The 15,012-nt window shown below is 51.4% G+C and carries 13 protein-coding genes; 9 read left to right on the top strand and 4 right to left on the bottom strand.

Features of this window, described 5'->3' with window-relative positions:
- Positions 1-472: 472 nt before the first annotated feature.
- The 3 genes from BUF15_RS01465 to BUF15_RS01455 form a co-directional block, all read right to left on the bottom strand.
- The gene (locus BUF15_RS01465; RefSeq protein WP_073611647.1) at positions 473-904 is read right to left on the bottom strand and encodes a flavodoxin domain-containing protein; all 432 of its coding nucleotides are present in this window, start codon (positions 902-904) and stop codon (positions 473-475) included.
- Between the two features lie 78 nt (positions 905-982).
- On the bottom strand, positions 983-2,050 hold the full coding sequence (locus BUF15_RS01460) for a DUF362 domain-containing protein (protein ID WP_073611646.1): 1,068 nt from the start codon (positions 2,048-2,050) through the stop codon (positions 983-985).
- 290 nt (positions 2,051-2,340) lie between these two features.
- Positions 2,341-3,348, bottom strand: a complete 1,008-nt coding sequence (locus BUF15_RS01455) for a LacI family DNA-binding transcriptional regulator (protein WP_268753148.1) — start codon at positions 3,346-3,348, stop codon at positions 2,341-2,343.
- Positions 3,349-3,622: 274 nt separating this feature from the next.
- Here BUF15_RS01455 and BUF15_RS01450 point away from each other — a divergent pair, with 274 nt between their 5' ends.
- The 9 genes from BUF15_RS01450 to BUF15_RS01410 all read left to right on the top strand — a co-directional run bounded on the left by BUF15_RS01450 (position 3,623) and on the right by BUF15_RS01410 (position 13,808).
- On the top strand, positions 3,623-4,675 hold the full coding sequence (locus BUF15_RS01450; protein WP_084553326.1) for a TRAP transporter substrate-binding protein: 1,053 nt from the start codon (positions 3,623-3,625) through the stop codon (positions 4,673-4,675).
- A gap of 9 nt (positions 4,676-4,684) precedes the next feature.
- A complete protein-coding gene (locus tag BUF15_RS01445) occupies positions 4,685-5,230 on the top strand; it encodes a TRAP transporter small permease (RefSeq protein WP_073611644.1) in 546 nt (181 codons plus the stop codon).
- On the top strand, positions 5,227-6,504 hold the full coding sequence (locus tag BUF15_RS01440; RefSeq protein WP_073611643.1) for a TRAP transporter large permease: 1,278 nt from the start codon (positions 5,227-5,229) through the stop codon (positions 6,502-6,504). Before BUF15_RS01445 ends, BUF15_RS01440 begins: the two co-directional genes overlap by 4 nt.
- A 6-nt stretch (positions 6,505-6,510) precedes the next feature.
- Positions 6,511-7,062 carry a VOC family protein gene (locus BUF15_RS01435; RefSeq protein ID WP_073611642.1) on the top strand — a complete coding sequence of 184 codons (552 nt, stop codon included), beginning with the start codon at positions 6,511-6,513 and terminating at the stop codon, positions 7,060-7,062.
- A gap of 5 nt (positions 7,063-7,067) precedes the next feature.
- A complete protein-coding gene (locus BUF15_RS01430) occupies positions 7,068-8,384 on the top strand; it encodes a RuBisCO large subunit C-terminal-like domain-containing protein (protein WP_073611641.1) in 1,317 nt (438 codons plus the stop codon).
- The gene (locus BUF15_RS01425; RefSeq protein ID WP_073611640.1) at positions 8,381-9,673 is read left to right on the top strand and encodes a four-carbon acid sugar kinase family protein; all 1,293 of its coding nucleotides are present in this window, start codon (positions 8,381-8,383) and stop codon (positions 9,671-9,673) included. Before BUF15_RS01430 ends, BUF15_RS01425 begins: the two co-directional genes overlap by 4 nt.
- 146 nt (positions 9,674-9,819) lie before the next feature.
- Positions 9,820-10,713, top strand: coding sequence for a type 2 periplasmic-binding domain-containing protein (locus BUF15_RS01420; protein WP_143170595.1), 894 nt, complete (start codon positions 9,820-9,822; stop codon positions 10,711-10,713).
- A gap of 128 nt (positions 10,714-10,841) precedes the next feature.
- On the top strand, positions 10,842-12,911 hold the full coding sequence (locus BUF15_RS01415; protein ID WP_073611638.1) for a hybrid sensor histidine kinase/response regulator: 2,070 nt from the start codon (positions 10,842-10,844) through the stop codon (positions 12,909-12,911).
- Between the two features lie 15 nt (positions 12,912-12,926).
- Positions 12,927-13,808 (top strand): TIGR02285 family protein, encoded by an 882-nt coding sequence (locus tag BUF15_RS01410; protein ID WP_073611637.1) that lies wholly within the window; start codon positions 12,927-12,929, stop codon positions 13,806-13,808.
- 50 nt (positions 13,809-13,858) lie between these two features.
- Here BUF15_RS01410 and BUF15_RS01405 read toward each other — a convergent pair whose 3' ends face one another.
- Complete coding sequence (locus BUF15_RS01405) at positions 13,859-14,998, bottom strand: GGDEF domain-containing protein (RefSeq protein ID WP_073611636.1); 1,140 nt, start codon at positions 14,996-14,998, stop codon at positions 13,859-13,861.
- Positions 14,999-15,012 lie beyond the last annotated feature (14 nt).

Below are 15,012 nucleotides of genomic sequence, written 5' to 3'. Positions count from 1 at the left end.
GTTATTCCATCCTGAGAAAATCTAATGAACCCTGTAATCCGTGCCCAGCTATGGACGTTTTTTCAGACAACAAAGAGCGGGTATGGCAGTGGCAGGACACGCTGCGAGGTAATATGTATCAGGTACACGATATTCCCTATGGCAATATCGAAGAGACCGCTCGAGTTCTCGGAGTCGGAATAAATCTCACACGAATAGCTCATACTGAAAAAAAACGAGAACAGTACTTCTCTGCAAACGATTTTCTCAGAATATGCTGCTACTGTAATAAAATACACAACAAAAGCGGGGAGTGGCAGAGAGTTGAAGCCTACTTCTCAGAAGAACAGAATATACGCTTTTCACACTCCATCTGTCCGCAGTGTATGCATACACACTACCCCGATATTATGTGAAAAAGGGTTGAGCAACGATTACCCTTCTCTATGACATATGATTCTTACGCCTTAATTATCTGGGTTTTCTTTCATTATTATAGTTTGGCAGCCAGTTCCTTCCCATAGGCCTGCGCCACCTTGATGCCGCCATCCACCGAGCTTGTTTTCAGCATCAGCGGACCGTTGGCCATCTCCATTTGGTAGATGTTTTTCATGGTATCAAAGATCCGTTCAGCCGCCTCGCCGCTCCAGCCATAGGAGCCAAAAGCTCCACCTATTTTCCCTTTGAGTTCCGCCCGTTCGGCCAGGAAGAGAAAGGTTTTCATCCGGTCCATCATTTCCCCATGATAGGTCGATGAGCCGAACACATAGATGTCAAAACCGGCCAGCTCCGTTTCCCGTCTGATTTCAACCACATCTCGAAGAGTAACGTCAACTGCAGAGAAGCGCAAACCCTCCCCGATCAGCTCACCAATGCTTCTGGTTTCTCCGGATCGACTCGAATAAACGATAAGCGCCTTGGCCATGATATTTTCTCCTTATCAATTTGAATAGTTGCAAATTCATGTGCAACGGCAAGTTTCCGTTTCAAAACTACAACACCATCAACACTTGATCAGGTCGTACTCAAGACTGCCAAATCCCAGTTCCGCCGCATAATCAAGCTGAAACCGGTAGGGGATATCATACGCCAACTGTGACAAGACCTTACCTGCCCTTTTCTCCACCAAGTCAAGGGAAGCAGCATCCAAAGCCACCGGATCACGGGAAATGAGAATGCCAATATCCGGAACGATCTGTTCGAAAGTGTGGCCCATACAATCGCAATCTTTTGATATCCGGGTCAGGACATTGATATAGAGACCTTTCTCTGGAAAAAGAGAGCAGACTCCCATAGCATGTTCCACCACCTTTTTCTGCAACTCTTCATAGGTTGCACCCCAGTTAAATTTCACCGCATCAAAACGGCACATAGCCAAACACTCCCCGCAACCGATACATTTTGCATCGTCGATCACGGCCACCTCATCATTCATAGTAATGGCATCTTGTGGGCACCATTTAACGCAGGTCTCACAGCCTGTGCATTTCTTGACCACGATTTTTGGCTTGGCGTTAGAGTGCTGCTCCATTTTCCCTTTACGGCTTGCACAACCCATACCGATGTTTTTCAAAGCCGCACCAAAGCCAGCGGCTAAATGGCCGGTAAAATGGGAAACTACGATTAAACTATTACATTTGGCAAGCAGGGCGGCAATATGGACAGCGCTGTAGACTTTTCCCTCTATTGGTACCACCGATTCCTCATCGCCGAACAGTCCGTCAGCCATAATGATGGGCATGCCGGTGGAGCTGTAGTCAAACCCCTGACTATGGGCATGGGCAATATGGCTGATAGCGTCGCTTCTGTGGCCTTTATACAGCGTCGAGGTTTCAGTCAGAAAGGGAACCCCACCCTTGCTCTTAACAGCATCTCCAAGCATTTTCAGGTGGAGTGGCCGGGCGTAACCAAGCTTTTTCGATTCTCCGAAATGAGTCTTAACGGCTACCACATCCCTTTCAACTATGGAATCAAGTAAATGTTCTGCCTGGATTGCCACCTCCATTCGCCAGCACAAGCTCGAATCATCTTCGTTTTCAGCCGCTTCAATGAAATACACTTTTTCGCTCATGGTCGCCTCTTCGGTCAGGGAAATCGTTTTTTCATACTTGAAGAAGCCGTGGCTGTATCAACTCGGCTTCAGGCTGACAGGTGTTGAAATCTTATCCTGTTCCCGTATAGATAACAAGATTCTTTCTTGAAAAGGTGACCCAGGGAAAGGACATCACGCAATGGAAACCCGAACCCTCGTCATTAGACTGCAGCAAATGGATAGGAGGTAAAACCTCACAGGATAAGGTTTGGTCAAGATATACGTAGCACCCCATTCGGTAGTAGCTGTCTCGATATCCCGTCTCCTCGTTACGGCAGGTTTTCTCTGCAGATTATGCGCATTGCTATATCCGGGATACGCTCCGTCGGGCTCAACCCATTATGGATGTTGGAAAAGATATGACAGACATTTTGAACGATGGTTAGCGGATTCTGACTGATCAACACATCCATCGTCCCGTCGATGAGTAAGGACCGTGTGTCGTCGCTCAGTCCATGACCAATAAAGACAATGGAATCCGCCTTTCCCGCTTCCCGTAGGGCGCTTGCCACTCCGCCTGAAGATCCGCCAATATTATAGATGCCCACCAGGTCCGGATGCTGCTGCAAAAGCGATACGGTTAACTGGTAGTTCTCAACGAAATCATCATGACCTTCCCGCACCCCGATAATTTTAAGCCCCCGGTAGGATTCCTGCATAAGGCTGAGGAAACCCATCTCGCGTTCGTTATGGGCGAGATAACTCAAGCTGCCGGCGATAAGGGCAACTTCGCCCTCCCTGCGCCCGCAGAACCTGCCCAGTAGAAAAGCAGCAGTCCGGCCAACCGCGCGATTGTCAAGTCCGACAAAAGCGGTGCGCTCACAATGACTGACGTCGGAAATAATGGTGACAATCGGGGTACCTTTTCTGCTTACCTCATTGATCGTTTCACGCACCACCGGATGTTCCAGTCCCATCACCGCAATGCCATCATATTTTGTCTCATTGCTCCGAATTGCCTCTGCCAGGGCTGACGGATCAAATCCTTTGACCAGTTGGCAGTCACAACGTGTCTGAAAAGGTGGGGGAACGCTCTCTGCTGAACGGATAAGTCCCGCCAGTTGCTCAAGATATGGATTTGTTCCTTCCGGCAGTAAAAAAACAAGTTTACGGGACACACCAGGGACCGCTGGCGTTTGTGATGTGAAAATGTATCCAAGTTCTTCGGCGGCCTTCAGCACCCTCCTCACGGTCGCCTCACGAACCCCTCCCCTGTTGTTTAAAACTCTGTCGACTGTTGCCGTGGAAACCTGCGCCGCAGCTGCGACTTCAACAATACCCGGGCGTGGTCGTTTGCTGTTTTGCGAATTGATACCTGTACCTCCCTGCTTTCCTGCTCTACGGAAATCAAAAAAACGTATTAAACCGGACCACTATGCCATAAATCAGCCAGTGGGTGAAGATGTATTCCGACTTCATCACCTATATGTACATCAAAATACATCAATAATTAAAATAAAGAAATATTTTGACAATGACAAGAAAATTAGATATTCAATAGTTGATTGTCCAATCAAATACCATCAAATTCAATCAAAAATGGAGGCGGCCATGAAATTCCTGCACACACTTCAGCGTTACAACTACTCCGGAAAGGTGATTCAACACACTCGGTCGGCACTGTATTCTGCGGTTGTCTGCCTGACGTTTATCGCCGCAACCGCTCTTAATACGCAGGCCAAGAGCCTGGAACTTCGCTATGGCCACATGAACGCGCCGTCAAGCGTTGCCGGCCAACAGGCCGATTGGCTGGCCGAAGCCATTGCAAAAAACACCAATGGTGAAGTGAAAGTAGTGGTCTATCCATCATCCCAGCTGGGCAAGCTGCAGGAACTGGCCGAGGCGGTTTCCACTGGTGCCATCGCCCTTTCCCATAACACCGCCGGCGGTTTCGGTTCTCTCTACAAACCCTTTGCCGCCCTTGATACTCCATACCTGTACCGAGATCTTGACCACCTGATGAAGGTAACCGACATCAACTCCCCGGTCATGCAGTCAATCAATGATGGAATTATCAAAAGTGCTGGTGTCCGGGTGCTCTATACCTACTATTTTGGTACCCGGCAGTTAACCGCTAACAAAGCGGTGAAGGGCCCTGCGGATCTTGCCGGGGTAAAAATCCGCTCCATCCCGTTTCCGATCTATACCACTGCCGTTGAAGGTCTGGGCGCTGTAGCAGTTCCGGTCGACTGGTCTGAAGTCCCCACGGCTCTCGCCACCGGTGTCGTATCCGGCCAGGAAAACCCGGTCAATGTTGTACTCACCAACAAGCTGTATGATGTGCAGTCCCATATGATGCTGACCAGTCATATAATGGCTGCGCAGGTTATTGTGATCAATGAAGACACCTGGCAGAAGCTGAGCCCTGAGCAGCAGGAAGGTATCAAAAAGGCTGCTGAAGAGGTTCGGGCCAAAGCATCTGCCGCAGTCAAGGATCAGGAAACAACGGAACTGGCCGAACTGAAAAAAGCCGGCATGACCATCATCGGCCCGGAAGATGGTCTTGACGTGGAAGCTTTTCGGTCAAACGTCAAGAAGCTGGTTGAAGAACGTTTTTCTTCTGAATATGGCGACCTGTATAAGCAGATCAACGATATCAAGTAGAGCTACATCATGCAATCATCCGTCCGCCCCGCCTTTCTTGAATTCTGCGACAGGCTGCTGTCCGGCCTCAGCAGGTCTATGCTCATCATCGCGATGGTTTCATTGGTGGTGATGACTTTCCTCATAGGTTTACAGGTTGTCAGCCGCAACCTGTTCAACCTGGGACTGCCGTGGGCGGACGAACTAGCCCGTTTCACCGGACTTGCAACAGTCTATTTCACCATTCCCCTGCTACAGTATCATGGGCGGCATATTGCTGTTGATGTCTTCAGCAGCCGCCTGAGTGGTTTGCCAGCCAAGGTTCTCACCGCTATCAATGAAATGAGTGTTCTGCTCTTTTGCGGCCTTTTGCTGCTCAGTTTCGCGACCTTTCTTCAACGCGCAGCCCATTTCGCCACCCCGGCCATCGGCATGCCGAACTGGCTTTTTTATGCACCGCCGCTGGTGGGTCTTATTGTCTGCACCCTGGTAACTGTCCTTCGGCTGGTGTGCCAGATTGGTTTCGGCGATACCGGAACCATGGATTCATCTCTGCATCGGGGGAACATCTCATGAGTCTGCTACTGCTGGTTCTCTTTTTCCTCACGCTGCTCATGGGCGCTCCTATTGCCGTCTCAATGGGACTTTCATCGGCGGTTGTCATTCTCCTGAACGACCTGCCGGTCTCGGTGTTGGCCCAGCGCTCGATCAACGCCCTCGACTCTACTCCGCTTCTGGCCGTACCACTCTTTATTCTTGCGGCAAACATCCTGAACGCTTCAGGGGTCACTGAGCATATCTTTGAACTGATCCGCCTATTTGTCGGCCGGATCCGAGGCGGGATCGCCCAGGTGACGGTTTTAGTAAGTCTCGTTTTTTCAGGAATTTCAGGAGCAGCCCTGGCCGACATCGGTGCGCTTGGCAACATGCAGATCAGGATGATGCGTGCTCAGGGCTACAAGGATGAATTCGCAGCCGGCATCACCATGGCAGCAGCCACCATCGGCCCTATATTTCCCCCCTCAATCCCGATCATCATTTTCGCTGCCGCAGCCCAGGTGTCGGCAGTGAAACTGCTGCTGGCCGGGATCATCCCGGCCCTTATCATCACAGTGATGCTGGTCGGGCAGATCGCCATTATGGCCAGGATCTATCAGCTTCCCCGTGACACCACCACTCCTTCATTGAAGGTGATCGTCCGGAAATTCATTATTTCCCTGCCAGCATTGTTTGCCCCGGTACTGCTTATCGGCGGGCTGGTCAGTGGTCTCTTCGGTCCCACGGAAGTGGCAGGGGTCACAGTCATCTACGCGGTACTGATTGGTAAGCTCTTCTATCGAAAACTCACCTGGAAAGGTTTGGTCAGCTCGGCCAGAGAAACGGTCGAGGCCACTGCCAGCGTCCTCTTTATCTTCTCCACGGCGGCACTCTTTGCCTGGGTGTTGACCATTGATCGGGTTCCGGTAGCGGTCAGCGAGTTCCTCCTAGGCGTATCAGACAATCCGGTGGTACTGCTGCTGATCGTCAACGGCCTCCTTCTTGTTGCCGGTATGGTCCTGGAATCCATTGCCGCCATCCTGATCATTGCCCCGATTGTTACGCCGGCCCTTGCCCATGCCGGTGTCGATCCCATCCAGCTTGGCATTGTCTTCGTGCTGAACCTGATGATCGGTCTGCTGACCCCGCCTGTTGGCATGAGTCTCTACATGGTCAGCATTATCGCCGGCATACCACTGCCGAAAGTTATCCGGGGAGTTTTGCCGTTTTTGGTCTCCCTCCTGTTGTCGCTACTACTGGTCACGTTGGTACCGTCGTTATCAACCTGGCTGCCAAACTATATGATGAAGTGAGATATTATGAGCAGATTTTTAGGAGAAATACGCCAGCTCGGCTATGTCGTCGACGATATCGAAGCGGCAATGAAATATTGGACCGATGTCATGGGAGTGGGCCCCTGGTACTATAACCCAAGAGTTCCGATCAAAAATTACCGCTACTGCGACGAACCATATCAAGTGCATAACTCGGTTGCCCTGGCCAATTCCGGCAATGTTCAGGTCGAACTGATTCAGACTCGGGATACCACCCCATCCATGTACAAAGATTTCAAAAGTCTCCAGGGTAGCGGACTGCAGCATGTTGCCTTCTGGACCAACACCTTCGATGCCGACCTCAAGCAGATGCTCGAGATGGGCTATGTCGTGAAAATGCGCGGAGAGGTGGGAGAGAACGGACGGTTTGTCTATTTTGACAAGGAATACCACCCCGGCACCGTCATTGAACTCTCGGAGGTTATGGGACCAAAAGGCGAGTTGTTTCGCATTATCCGCGAATCGGCAGTGGGTTGGGACGGTACCGACCCGATCCGGCCGTTTCCGGATCTCACTACTCTGAAGGTACGTGGGTAACAGTTATGCCTACAGAACAGATCATTGCTGAATACCTGGTCGAAACCCCGCTCCCCATTGAGAAAGTGGCGGCTGTTATGGCCGGCGAGCAGAGTTGCGGTACCTTCACCAGGGTAGCCGGTGAAACCGATGAACTCAGATCCCGGGCTGCAGCGACAGTCATGGAGATCGAACTGCTTGATATAGTCACAGACCCTTCGCTGGAAAGCCAATACCTGCAGAGAAAGGGTCTGAACGGACCCTTTCAGCGGGCCAGGGTCACCATTGGTTTTCCGCAGGCCAATGTCGGCACCAACCTGACGGCCTTGGCCGCAACCGTTGGCGGCAATCTTTTTGATATTGGTGAAGTGAGCGGCCTGCGCCTGGAGGCTGTCTATCTACCAGCCTCTTTCCGCAGCCATTTTGCCATGCCGGTTAAAGGTGTGGCTGGTACACGTGAGGTGCTGGGGGTGTATGACCGGCCACTGTTCGGCACGATCATAAAACCAAATCTCGGTATGAGCCCTGAACAGACCGGAGATCTGGTGGCAACCCTGTGTGACGCCGGAGCTGATTTCATAAAAGATGATGAAGTGTGCGCCAGCCCCGACCATGCGCCCCTTGCGGCACGGGTTAAGGCGGTTATGGCCAGGGTGAGGGATTTTCGAGAAAAAACCGGTCGCAATATTTTGATCGCTTTTAACATCAGCGATGAAACCGACGCCATGCGGCGCCATGCTGAGCTTGTTCAGGCCGAAGGAGGCAACTGTGTCATGGCCAGCCTCAACTGGTGCGGCCTTGCCGCCCTGCAAAGCCTCCGTGCTTCGACAGACCTGATTATCCACGGTCACCGCAACGGCTTTGGTTCAATGAGCAGGCATCCTCTACTCGGTTTTGGCTACCACGCCTATCAAACCCTCTACAGGCTTTGCGGCCTCGACCACCTGCATGTACATGGAATCGGGGGAAAATTCTGCAACCCGGCAGACGAGGTTGCGGCATCCGGCCTGCAATGCCTGAAGCCATTAACAACGAATGGACCTGAAACAGACAAGGTCATGCCGGTGTTTTCCTCCGGTCAGTGGGCAGGCAACATCGCCACGACTTACGAAGCCCTGCACCAGAGCTCAGACTTCCTCTTTCTCGCCGGAGGCGGCATCCTTGCCCATCCGGACGGACCCGCTGCCGGTGTTGCAAGCCTTCGTCAGGGCTGGGAAGCCTTATGCGCTGGCATGAGTGTGGAAGAGTACGGGGCGACACGCCCGGAGCTCGCCAAAGCCCTCTCGTTTTTTGGAGAGAAGAACTCGCCTTCGCCTGTGGCGCCTGGAGCCGGACCAGCATGAGCCCAAAGACGCCTTATCTTTTTTGTGGAGACGATTTTACCGGCGCGTCAGATACCCTGGCGACGCTAAGCCGTGCCGGTTTGAACTGCCGGCTTTTTCTCTCGCCGGACGCAGTGCTTAATTGTCCTGAACAGCATGAACTTGATGCAATCGGTATTGCCACAGCCACCCGCTCACTCCCGCCAGCTGCCATTACCTTAGAGCTGACAAAGATTGCTAAGGCTTTTGCCTCGCTGAGTCCTGACCTTATCCATTACAAAGTCTGCTCGACCTTTGACAGCAGTCCCGAAATCGGGAGTATCGGCACGGCCATCAACACCTTCAGGCAAATACTGCCGAACGGAAAGGTTATGATCATCGGAGGTCAGCCAAGCCTTCGTCGTTACTGTGTTTTCAGCAATTTGTTTGCTGCCGCAACAAATGGTGAAATACACCGGATCGATCGTCATCCGACCATGGCCAACCATCCCGTGACCCCCATGCATGAAGCCGATCTCAGAGATGTACTTACGGCCCAAGGGGTTACATCGATAAACGCCATCCATTTACCTGCGTACCAGGATGATTTTGCAACAGTGCGTGAAAAAGTCCGATCGCTCCTCGCCGCTCATACAGCACTGCTCTTTGACGTCCATGATCCGTCTGACCTCAAGTTGATTGGACGACTGATGCAGGAACAGTTGCCAAAACCCCTCCTCGTTGTCGGCTCGAGCAGTGTCGCCGAAGCGTATAGCAGCGCAATGACAGACCAGATCATGTTTCCAAGCACCCGTACTCCTTCAACACCCAAAAGACCTGTCTTCATTCTGGCTGGCAGCCGTTCCCAGGCAACTGCCATTCAGGTCGAGAATGCCAAAGACCTTTTTTTCAAGGTATCAATTGATCCTGCCAAAATCGAACAAAACAGGGAACATCTGCTCAGTCAACTTACCAGAACAAGTCTTCAGCAACTGAGTGACGGTAATCATGTTATGGCTGTTGTCGAAAGTTCCATGGAGCACCACCTGACCAGGACGGATGTGGCTTCCTTCACAGCAAAACTGGCAGCAAAAATAGCCTTATCAGGAGAGCTGGATCGACTTTGCATCGCAGGTGGTGATACCTCAAGTCTCGCCCTTCAATGGTTCGGTGTAGATAGCCTTTCCTTTCTGGCTGACATCGAACCAGGGCTATGTCTCTGTCAGCTTCACTGTAAAAATAATCCAGCAATTGACGACTTGCAGATTGTGCTGAAAGGTGGACAGATGGGCTCCCCGGATCTTTTCAGCAAAATTGCTGGAGCTCTCTAAGCCTTAAAATTTCCGCTTCCCATGCAATGGGCCAAACTTCCGTGTTGTCCTCATCCACGACATTACTATTTTGAATAATGAAAACATGAACTGACATTCATGTAAAATTCCTTGCGTAGACTGTAGGAAGACGATAGGTTTGACGCATGAATCATGTTCAGTTAACATATAAACAGATGTACGCATATTACCGTAGAATATTTCGTCTTCAGACGGTGTTCTCGATTATTTTATTGCTGATAGTCCTCCTCCCCGGCAAGGCATTCTCCTCCCCGGCAACCCCTCCCCCGACAATCACCCTTGCATTTAGTACTGAACCTATGCCGCCGTATTACACCATTTCAGGTGAGGCACAGGAAATCGGAGGACCATGGCGTAAGATGCTGGATGAACTCTTTATCGAAAAGCTGGGCTGGCAGGTACGCTACCTTATCAGACCATGGCAAAGGGCCCAGTATGAAGTCAAGATGGGCAATGCGGATGGCTTCATCTCAATTATAACCGAAGAAAGGCTGCAATACGCTTCCCCCATCCCCACCACATTCTGTTGTTTCCCTTTACATCTGTTTACCTGGAAGGGTCAGCCAAAATTGGAACAGATGAAAAGTATTCAGACCGTCGATGAGCTCGCGGTCATGGATCTCGCGCTGGTATCAAACATCGGCAACGGCTGGTATCAGAAAAATATTGAGAGCAAGGGGGTGAAGACCACCTGGCTGCCGACAGATGAACAGGTTCTTCACTTCGTCGCCATGCAGCGAGGTGATGGACTCATTGACCTCCCGAGCTCCATGGCGCACCTGGCAAATAAACTTGGACTGAGTGAGCAAATCATTGATACCGGTGTGTCATTTGGTAATGTGAAAGTACACTTGATGATCGGTAAGGCATCTCCTCTGGCCAATCGCCTTGCAGAGATTGATACCGCCATGAAGACGATACAGGAAAACGACACCTTCGCCGTACTAGCAGCAGGATCGAATGAGGAACATAATGCAGGTAATTCCGGTTACCTTTGCGAATGCAGGAAAGGCCAATAACTGATGACAATAACTACTGACTTCGTGAAAAACCGGAAAGACCAACGGTTATTCTCTCTCACCCATTGGCCGGAACTCCTTGTTCGGCCAGTATTACGCCATTTCCCCAGCATAACCTAAGAAACCAGATGCAATTGCCGTTATTTGCCAGATACAGACAATTCGTGATCATCTCCTTGGTTTTCGCGACGCTTTTCGCTGTATCGGCAGTGGCTTATTATAAATATCAGCAGACGCTCGATCGTAAAACACTTTCCAATCATGCCCGGATTATCGCCGATGATGTTTGGGCAATCAATCCAGCAGGCGTGGAAAACTATCTGCGACTGGCAATGGAGACCCAGCACTACAAAAGCATCAGCGTCTCGATACCCGGAAACGACCATTTTATCACCCTTCAAAGCCCCGAGATGACGGGACTTGCAGGCTTTTTGAGCAGGACTGGTTTGATCTGGACCAAAGAGCTGAGCAAAGATATCACCCACAAAGATCTGCATATAGGCAAAATGCAGGTGATTCAGTATGTGCAACTCATTTTTCCCCTCTTGAACTTGCTGGCCTTCTACCTTCTGCTGTTCCTGCTGACCTTGTTCATCCTCTTTCTTTCAAACAGAAAAAGAACCCTTGAAAGCCTGGTTCGGGAAAGAACCCACAGCCTGCTCGAGAGCCAGCGCAGGTTCCATGATCTGGTCAATCTGTTACCGGAGATGGTACTGGAGACCAATATCGACGGCAGTATCCGCTATGCCAACAGCGAAGCACGAAAGCGATTTGGGATCAGCCATGAAAACAGCGACGGCTGCAACCTGTTCGATTTCTTTCCAGCCGATACCCGCCAGAGCGCACAGGATCAGTTTAGAAGGAATCTTGAACAGGGAACCCTGTACCAGGACATTCTTCACGACAAGGATCATCACGCATTCCCTGTTCTGCTGCGATCTGCGCCAATCGTCGATGCAAGCGGATGCATCGGTGCCCGCTTACTGCTCATCGATATTACCGAGCGCCAACGGATGGAAGAGCAGCTCAACCGTGATCACAAAATGAAAGCCATCGGGCTTATGGCCGGTGGTGTTGCCCACGACCTGAACAACATCCTCTCCGGCATCGTCAGTTATCCTGAGCTGCTCATGCTCGACATGACCGAAGAGAACCCCTTGCGCCGCCCCCTTTCCATCATCCGCAAGGCGGGGCTGGACGCCTCCGAGGTTGTGGCCGATCTGTTGACCGTCGCCCGCGGCAGTCGTGGAGACTTGGAGATTATCGACCTGAACGTACTTATCCAGGATTATCTCGATTCCCCCGATTTTGAAGATATGCGCCGGAGATTTCCCCTCGTGGAACATAGCTTTATACCAGCTTCCGATCTCATGTTTCTTTCCTGCTCACCAATTCACGTCAGAAAATGTCTTATGAACCTGGTTATCAACGGGTTTGAGGCAATCGAAGGCAAGGGCAGCATCAGGATTGTCACGGAAAATGTCAACACCACAGATTTACAGACCACCCATCCCGGCTTACCGAATGATAAACGCTATATCCGGATCACGGTCAGCGACACCGGCAAGGGAATCGAGGAGAAGGAGCTTGAGCATATTTTCGAGCCATTTTACTCAAAAAAGGTGATGGGCCGATCCGGAACAGGATTAGGTCTGACTGTTGTCTATAATACCGTCCGCGATCATGACGGCGCCACCAGGGTCACCAGCTCTGAACTGGGCACCACCTTCGAACTCCTGTTTCCCGGCACCAGCAATGCTGTTCCCTTGAAGGGAAAAAACCACCTCCAGGTCCTTAAAGGAAACGGTGAGACGGTTCTGGTCATCGACGATGAGCCCCGTCAGCGCGAAATTGCCACAACCCTGCTCCGCTCGCTTGGTTACCAGGTAACGACAGCATCCACCGGCAAAGAGGCCTGGCGCTATCTTGAGAAAAACCCTGCCGACCTCGTGGTTCTGGATATGCTCATGGGCCCGAACCAGCCCAATGGCAAGGAAATTTATCAACAAATACTGACAATCAATCCTGGCCAAAAAGCGATAATTGCCAGCGGTTATGCAGAAGACGACGATGTTCGAGAGACATTGACAATGGGAGCGACGGCCTTTGTTCCCAAGCCCTACACCATGAACTCGATCAGCAGGGCAGTGTATGACACCCTCCGCGCCCCGGCGCGACAACATGATATGGCTTCCTAAAGAGAGGTATTCGCGATGAGTGGACAACGTCATTACGGCAATGCATTATTTCTTCTGCTTTTTACCTGCGGCCTACTATTACCATCGCAGGCAACGGCCAAGGAAAAACTCTATTGGCTCGAAGCGGTGGCCCCACCTTTCTTTATCCATGAAGGGCCTCTGGCCGGGCAGGGCTATGAAGATCTCATCACCGACATCCTGGAAGAAAAAATGCCCCAGTTTGAGCATGTACATATGCAGGCAACCATCTCCCGCCATTACCAGCAGTGGAAACAGGGGGAAAACGCCTGCAGCCTGGCCATGTACAAGACCCCTGAGCGGGATGAATTCGTCTATTTCAGTAAGGCATCGGTCTTCACCCTGCCGCCGGTCCTCATTATCCAAAAAGACCGATTCGAGGATTTTGGCGGACAAAAAGTGGTTCGTCTGGCAGATCTGTTGAAAGAGGGCAAAATGGTCATAGGCCGCTCGAAAAACCGTTCCTATGGCCCAGGCTTCGACAAAAGCTTAAACGACTACGGGAATGATAAAAACATCTATGCCTATGAAGGGCCGGAGCTCACCTTGAACCTGTTCAAGATGTTGCTTGCCGGACGCGTGGACGCTCTGCCGGGTCTTCCCGAAGAAGCTATGTACCTCGCTGAGACCATGGGATTTCGCGATAAGATAATGACCATCAGCGTTAGCGAGAATCTGGAAGACCGCGAGTCGATGCTCACCTATGTAGCCTGCTCTAAAACTGACTGGGGCAAAAACACCATCGAAACCATCAATACGATCCTGACCCAGGAACGGCCAACTGAGCGGTACCGGGCGGCATATGAGCGCTGGCTCGACCCGAGCTCAGTCGGCGAATATCGCAAGATGTATAAGGAAATTTTCCTACAGCAGGATTGACCGACACAGCCAGGGGAAGAGGTGTTGAAACATTCGTTCGGTTTACCGGATCACGGTGTATTCTGCACCTCTCCGGCCACCTTGGCCTGAGAGGACCGGACACAGTTTCGTCCTGCCCTCTTGGCCATGTAGACACCTTCGTCGGCTGCCTTGACCAGCTCATCAACAGAAGCAATGTCGGCTGTTTTCGCCGCCACTCCGACGCTGATGGAACCATGCCAGACCCCCTCTCCCGCCTGGACCTGTAACGCGGCAATATTTGCCCTGGTCAACTCGGCAATATGGAGTGCCCCCTCGAGCGGGGTAAAAGGACAAATGATCACAAATTCGTCCCCGCCCAAACGGCAGACGATGTCATCGCTACGTACAGAGTGGCAGAGTTCCCGCGCCAAACGCCACAACACGGCATCACCGGCATCATGACCGTATGTGTCATTAATCGCCTTAAAGCCGTCAGCATCAACCAGCATACAGGCAAGATGTCCGTTCTGCTGCTGCGCCTCTTTCCAGAGTTCCTGGAGCTGACGCAGGGCGTGACGACGGTTGGGTAGCTCGGTGAGGACATCTGTCATCGCCAGCATCTCTAAATTGGCATTGGCCTTGACCAGCTCCCGGGTACGCTCCTCCACGATTCTCTCAAGGTTCTGATTGAGGACCGCCAATTCCCGGTTACGTTGTGATACCTGCTGAAAGAGCCCTTTCAGCGCCGTCAGCAGCGGCTCGGTAGAAGCATCTGCTTCGCGCTCCTCTGCCAGCCAGGCATCGGCTGCCGTCATACCACCGGCAATCAGGCTCATCTGTCTCGCCATATTTTTGTCCATAACGAGAATATGATAGGCAAGCCAGTGGATCAGATATTCCAAAATTGAGCGGGCATCTTCTGCGTCACCTTTGCGACGATGATTTCGAAACAAGAGAACATCATCAAGAAAGGTGTTGTGCTCGACAATATGAAATTCGCAGTGCCTGGAATCGAGACCGCTGTCGGCCATCAATTCCTCCTCGTCCTCAAAATGGAACTGTGCGTAATCTATAAGTTCTTTGAGTAGTGACTCCACATGTTCTTCGGCGATGTCGTTCTCAGCCAAATGGCTGCCGAAGGTGTTAATGATGTCAACCAACCGGCGATGCTGATCGTCAACGTCTTGTAATCCCGTCTCAAAATTACTATTCCAGCAAAACGACTCCATCGCAATCTCCGGAT

The organism is Desulfopila aestuarii DSM 18488 (genome assembly GCF_900143695.1).
Taxonomy (GTDB): Bacteria; Desulfobacterota; Desulfobulbia; order Desulfobulbales; family Desulfocapsaceae; genus Desulfopila; species Desulfopila aestuarii.
Note: the sequence above shows the minus strand (reverse complement) of the source record. Positions and strands in the feature narration are given on the sequence as shown.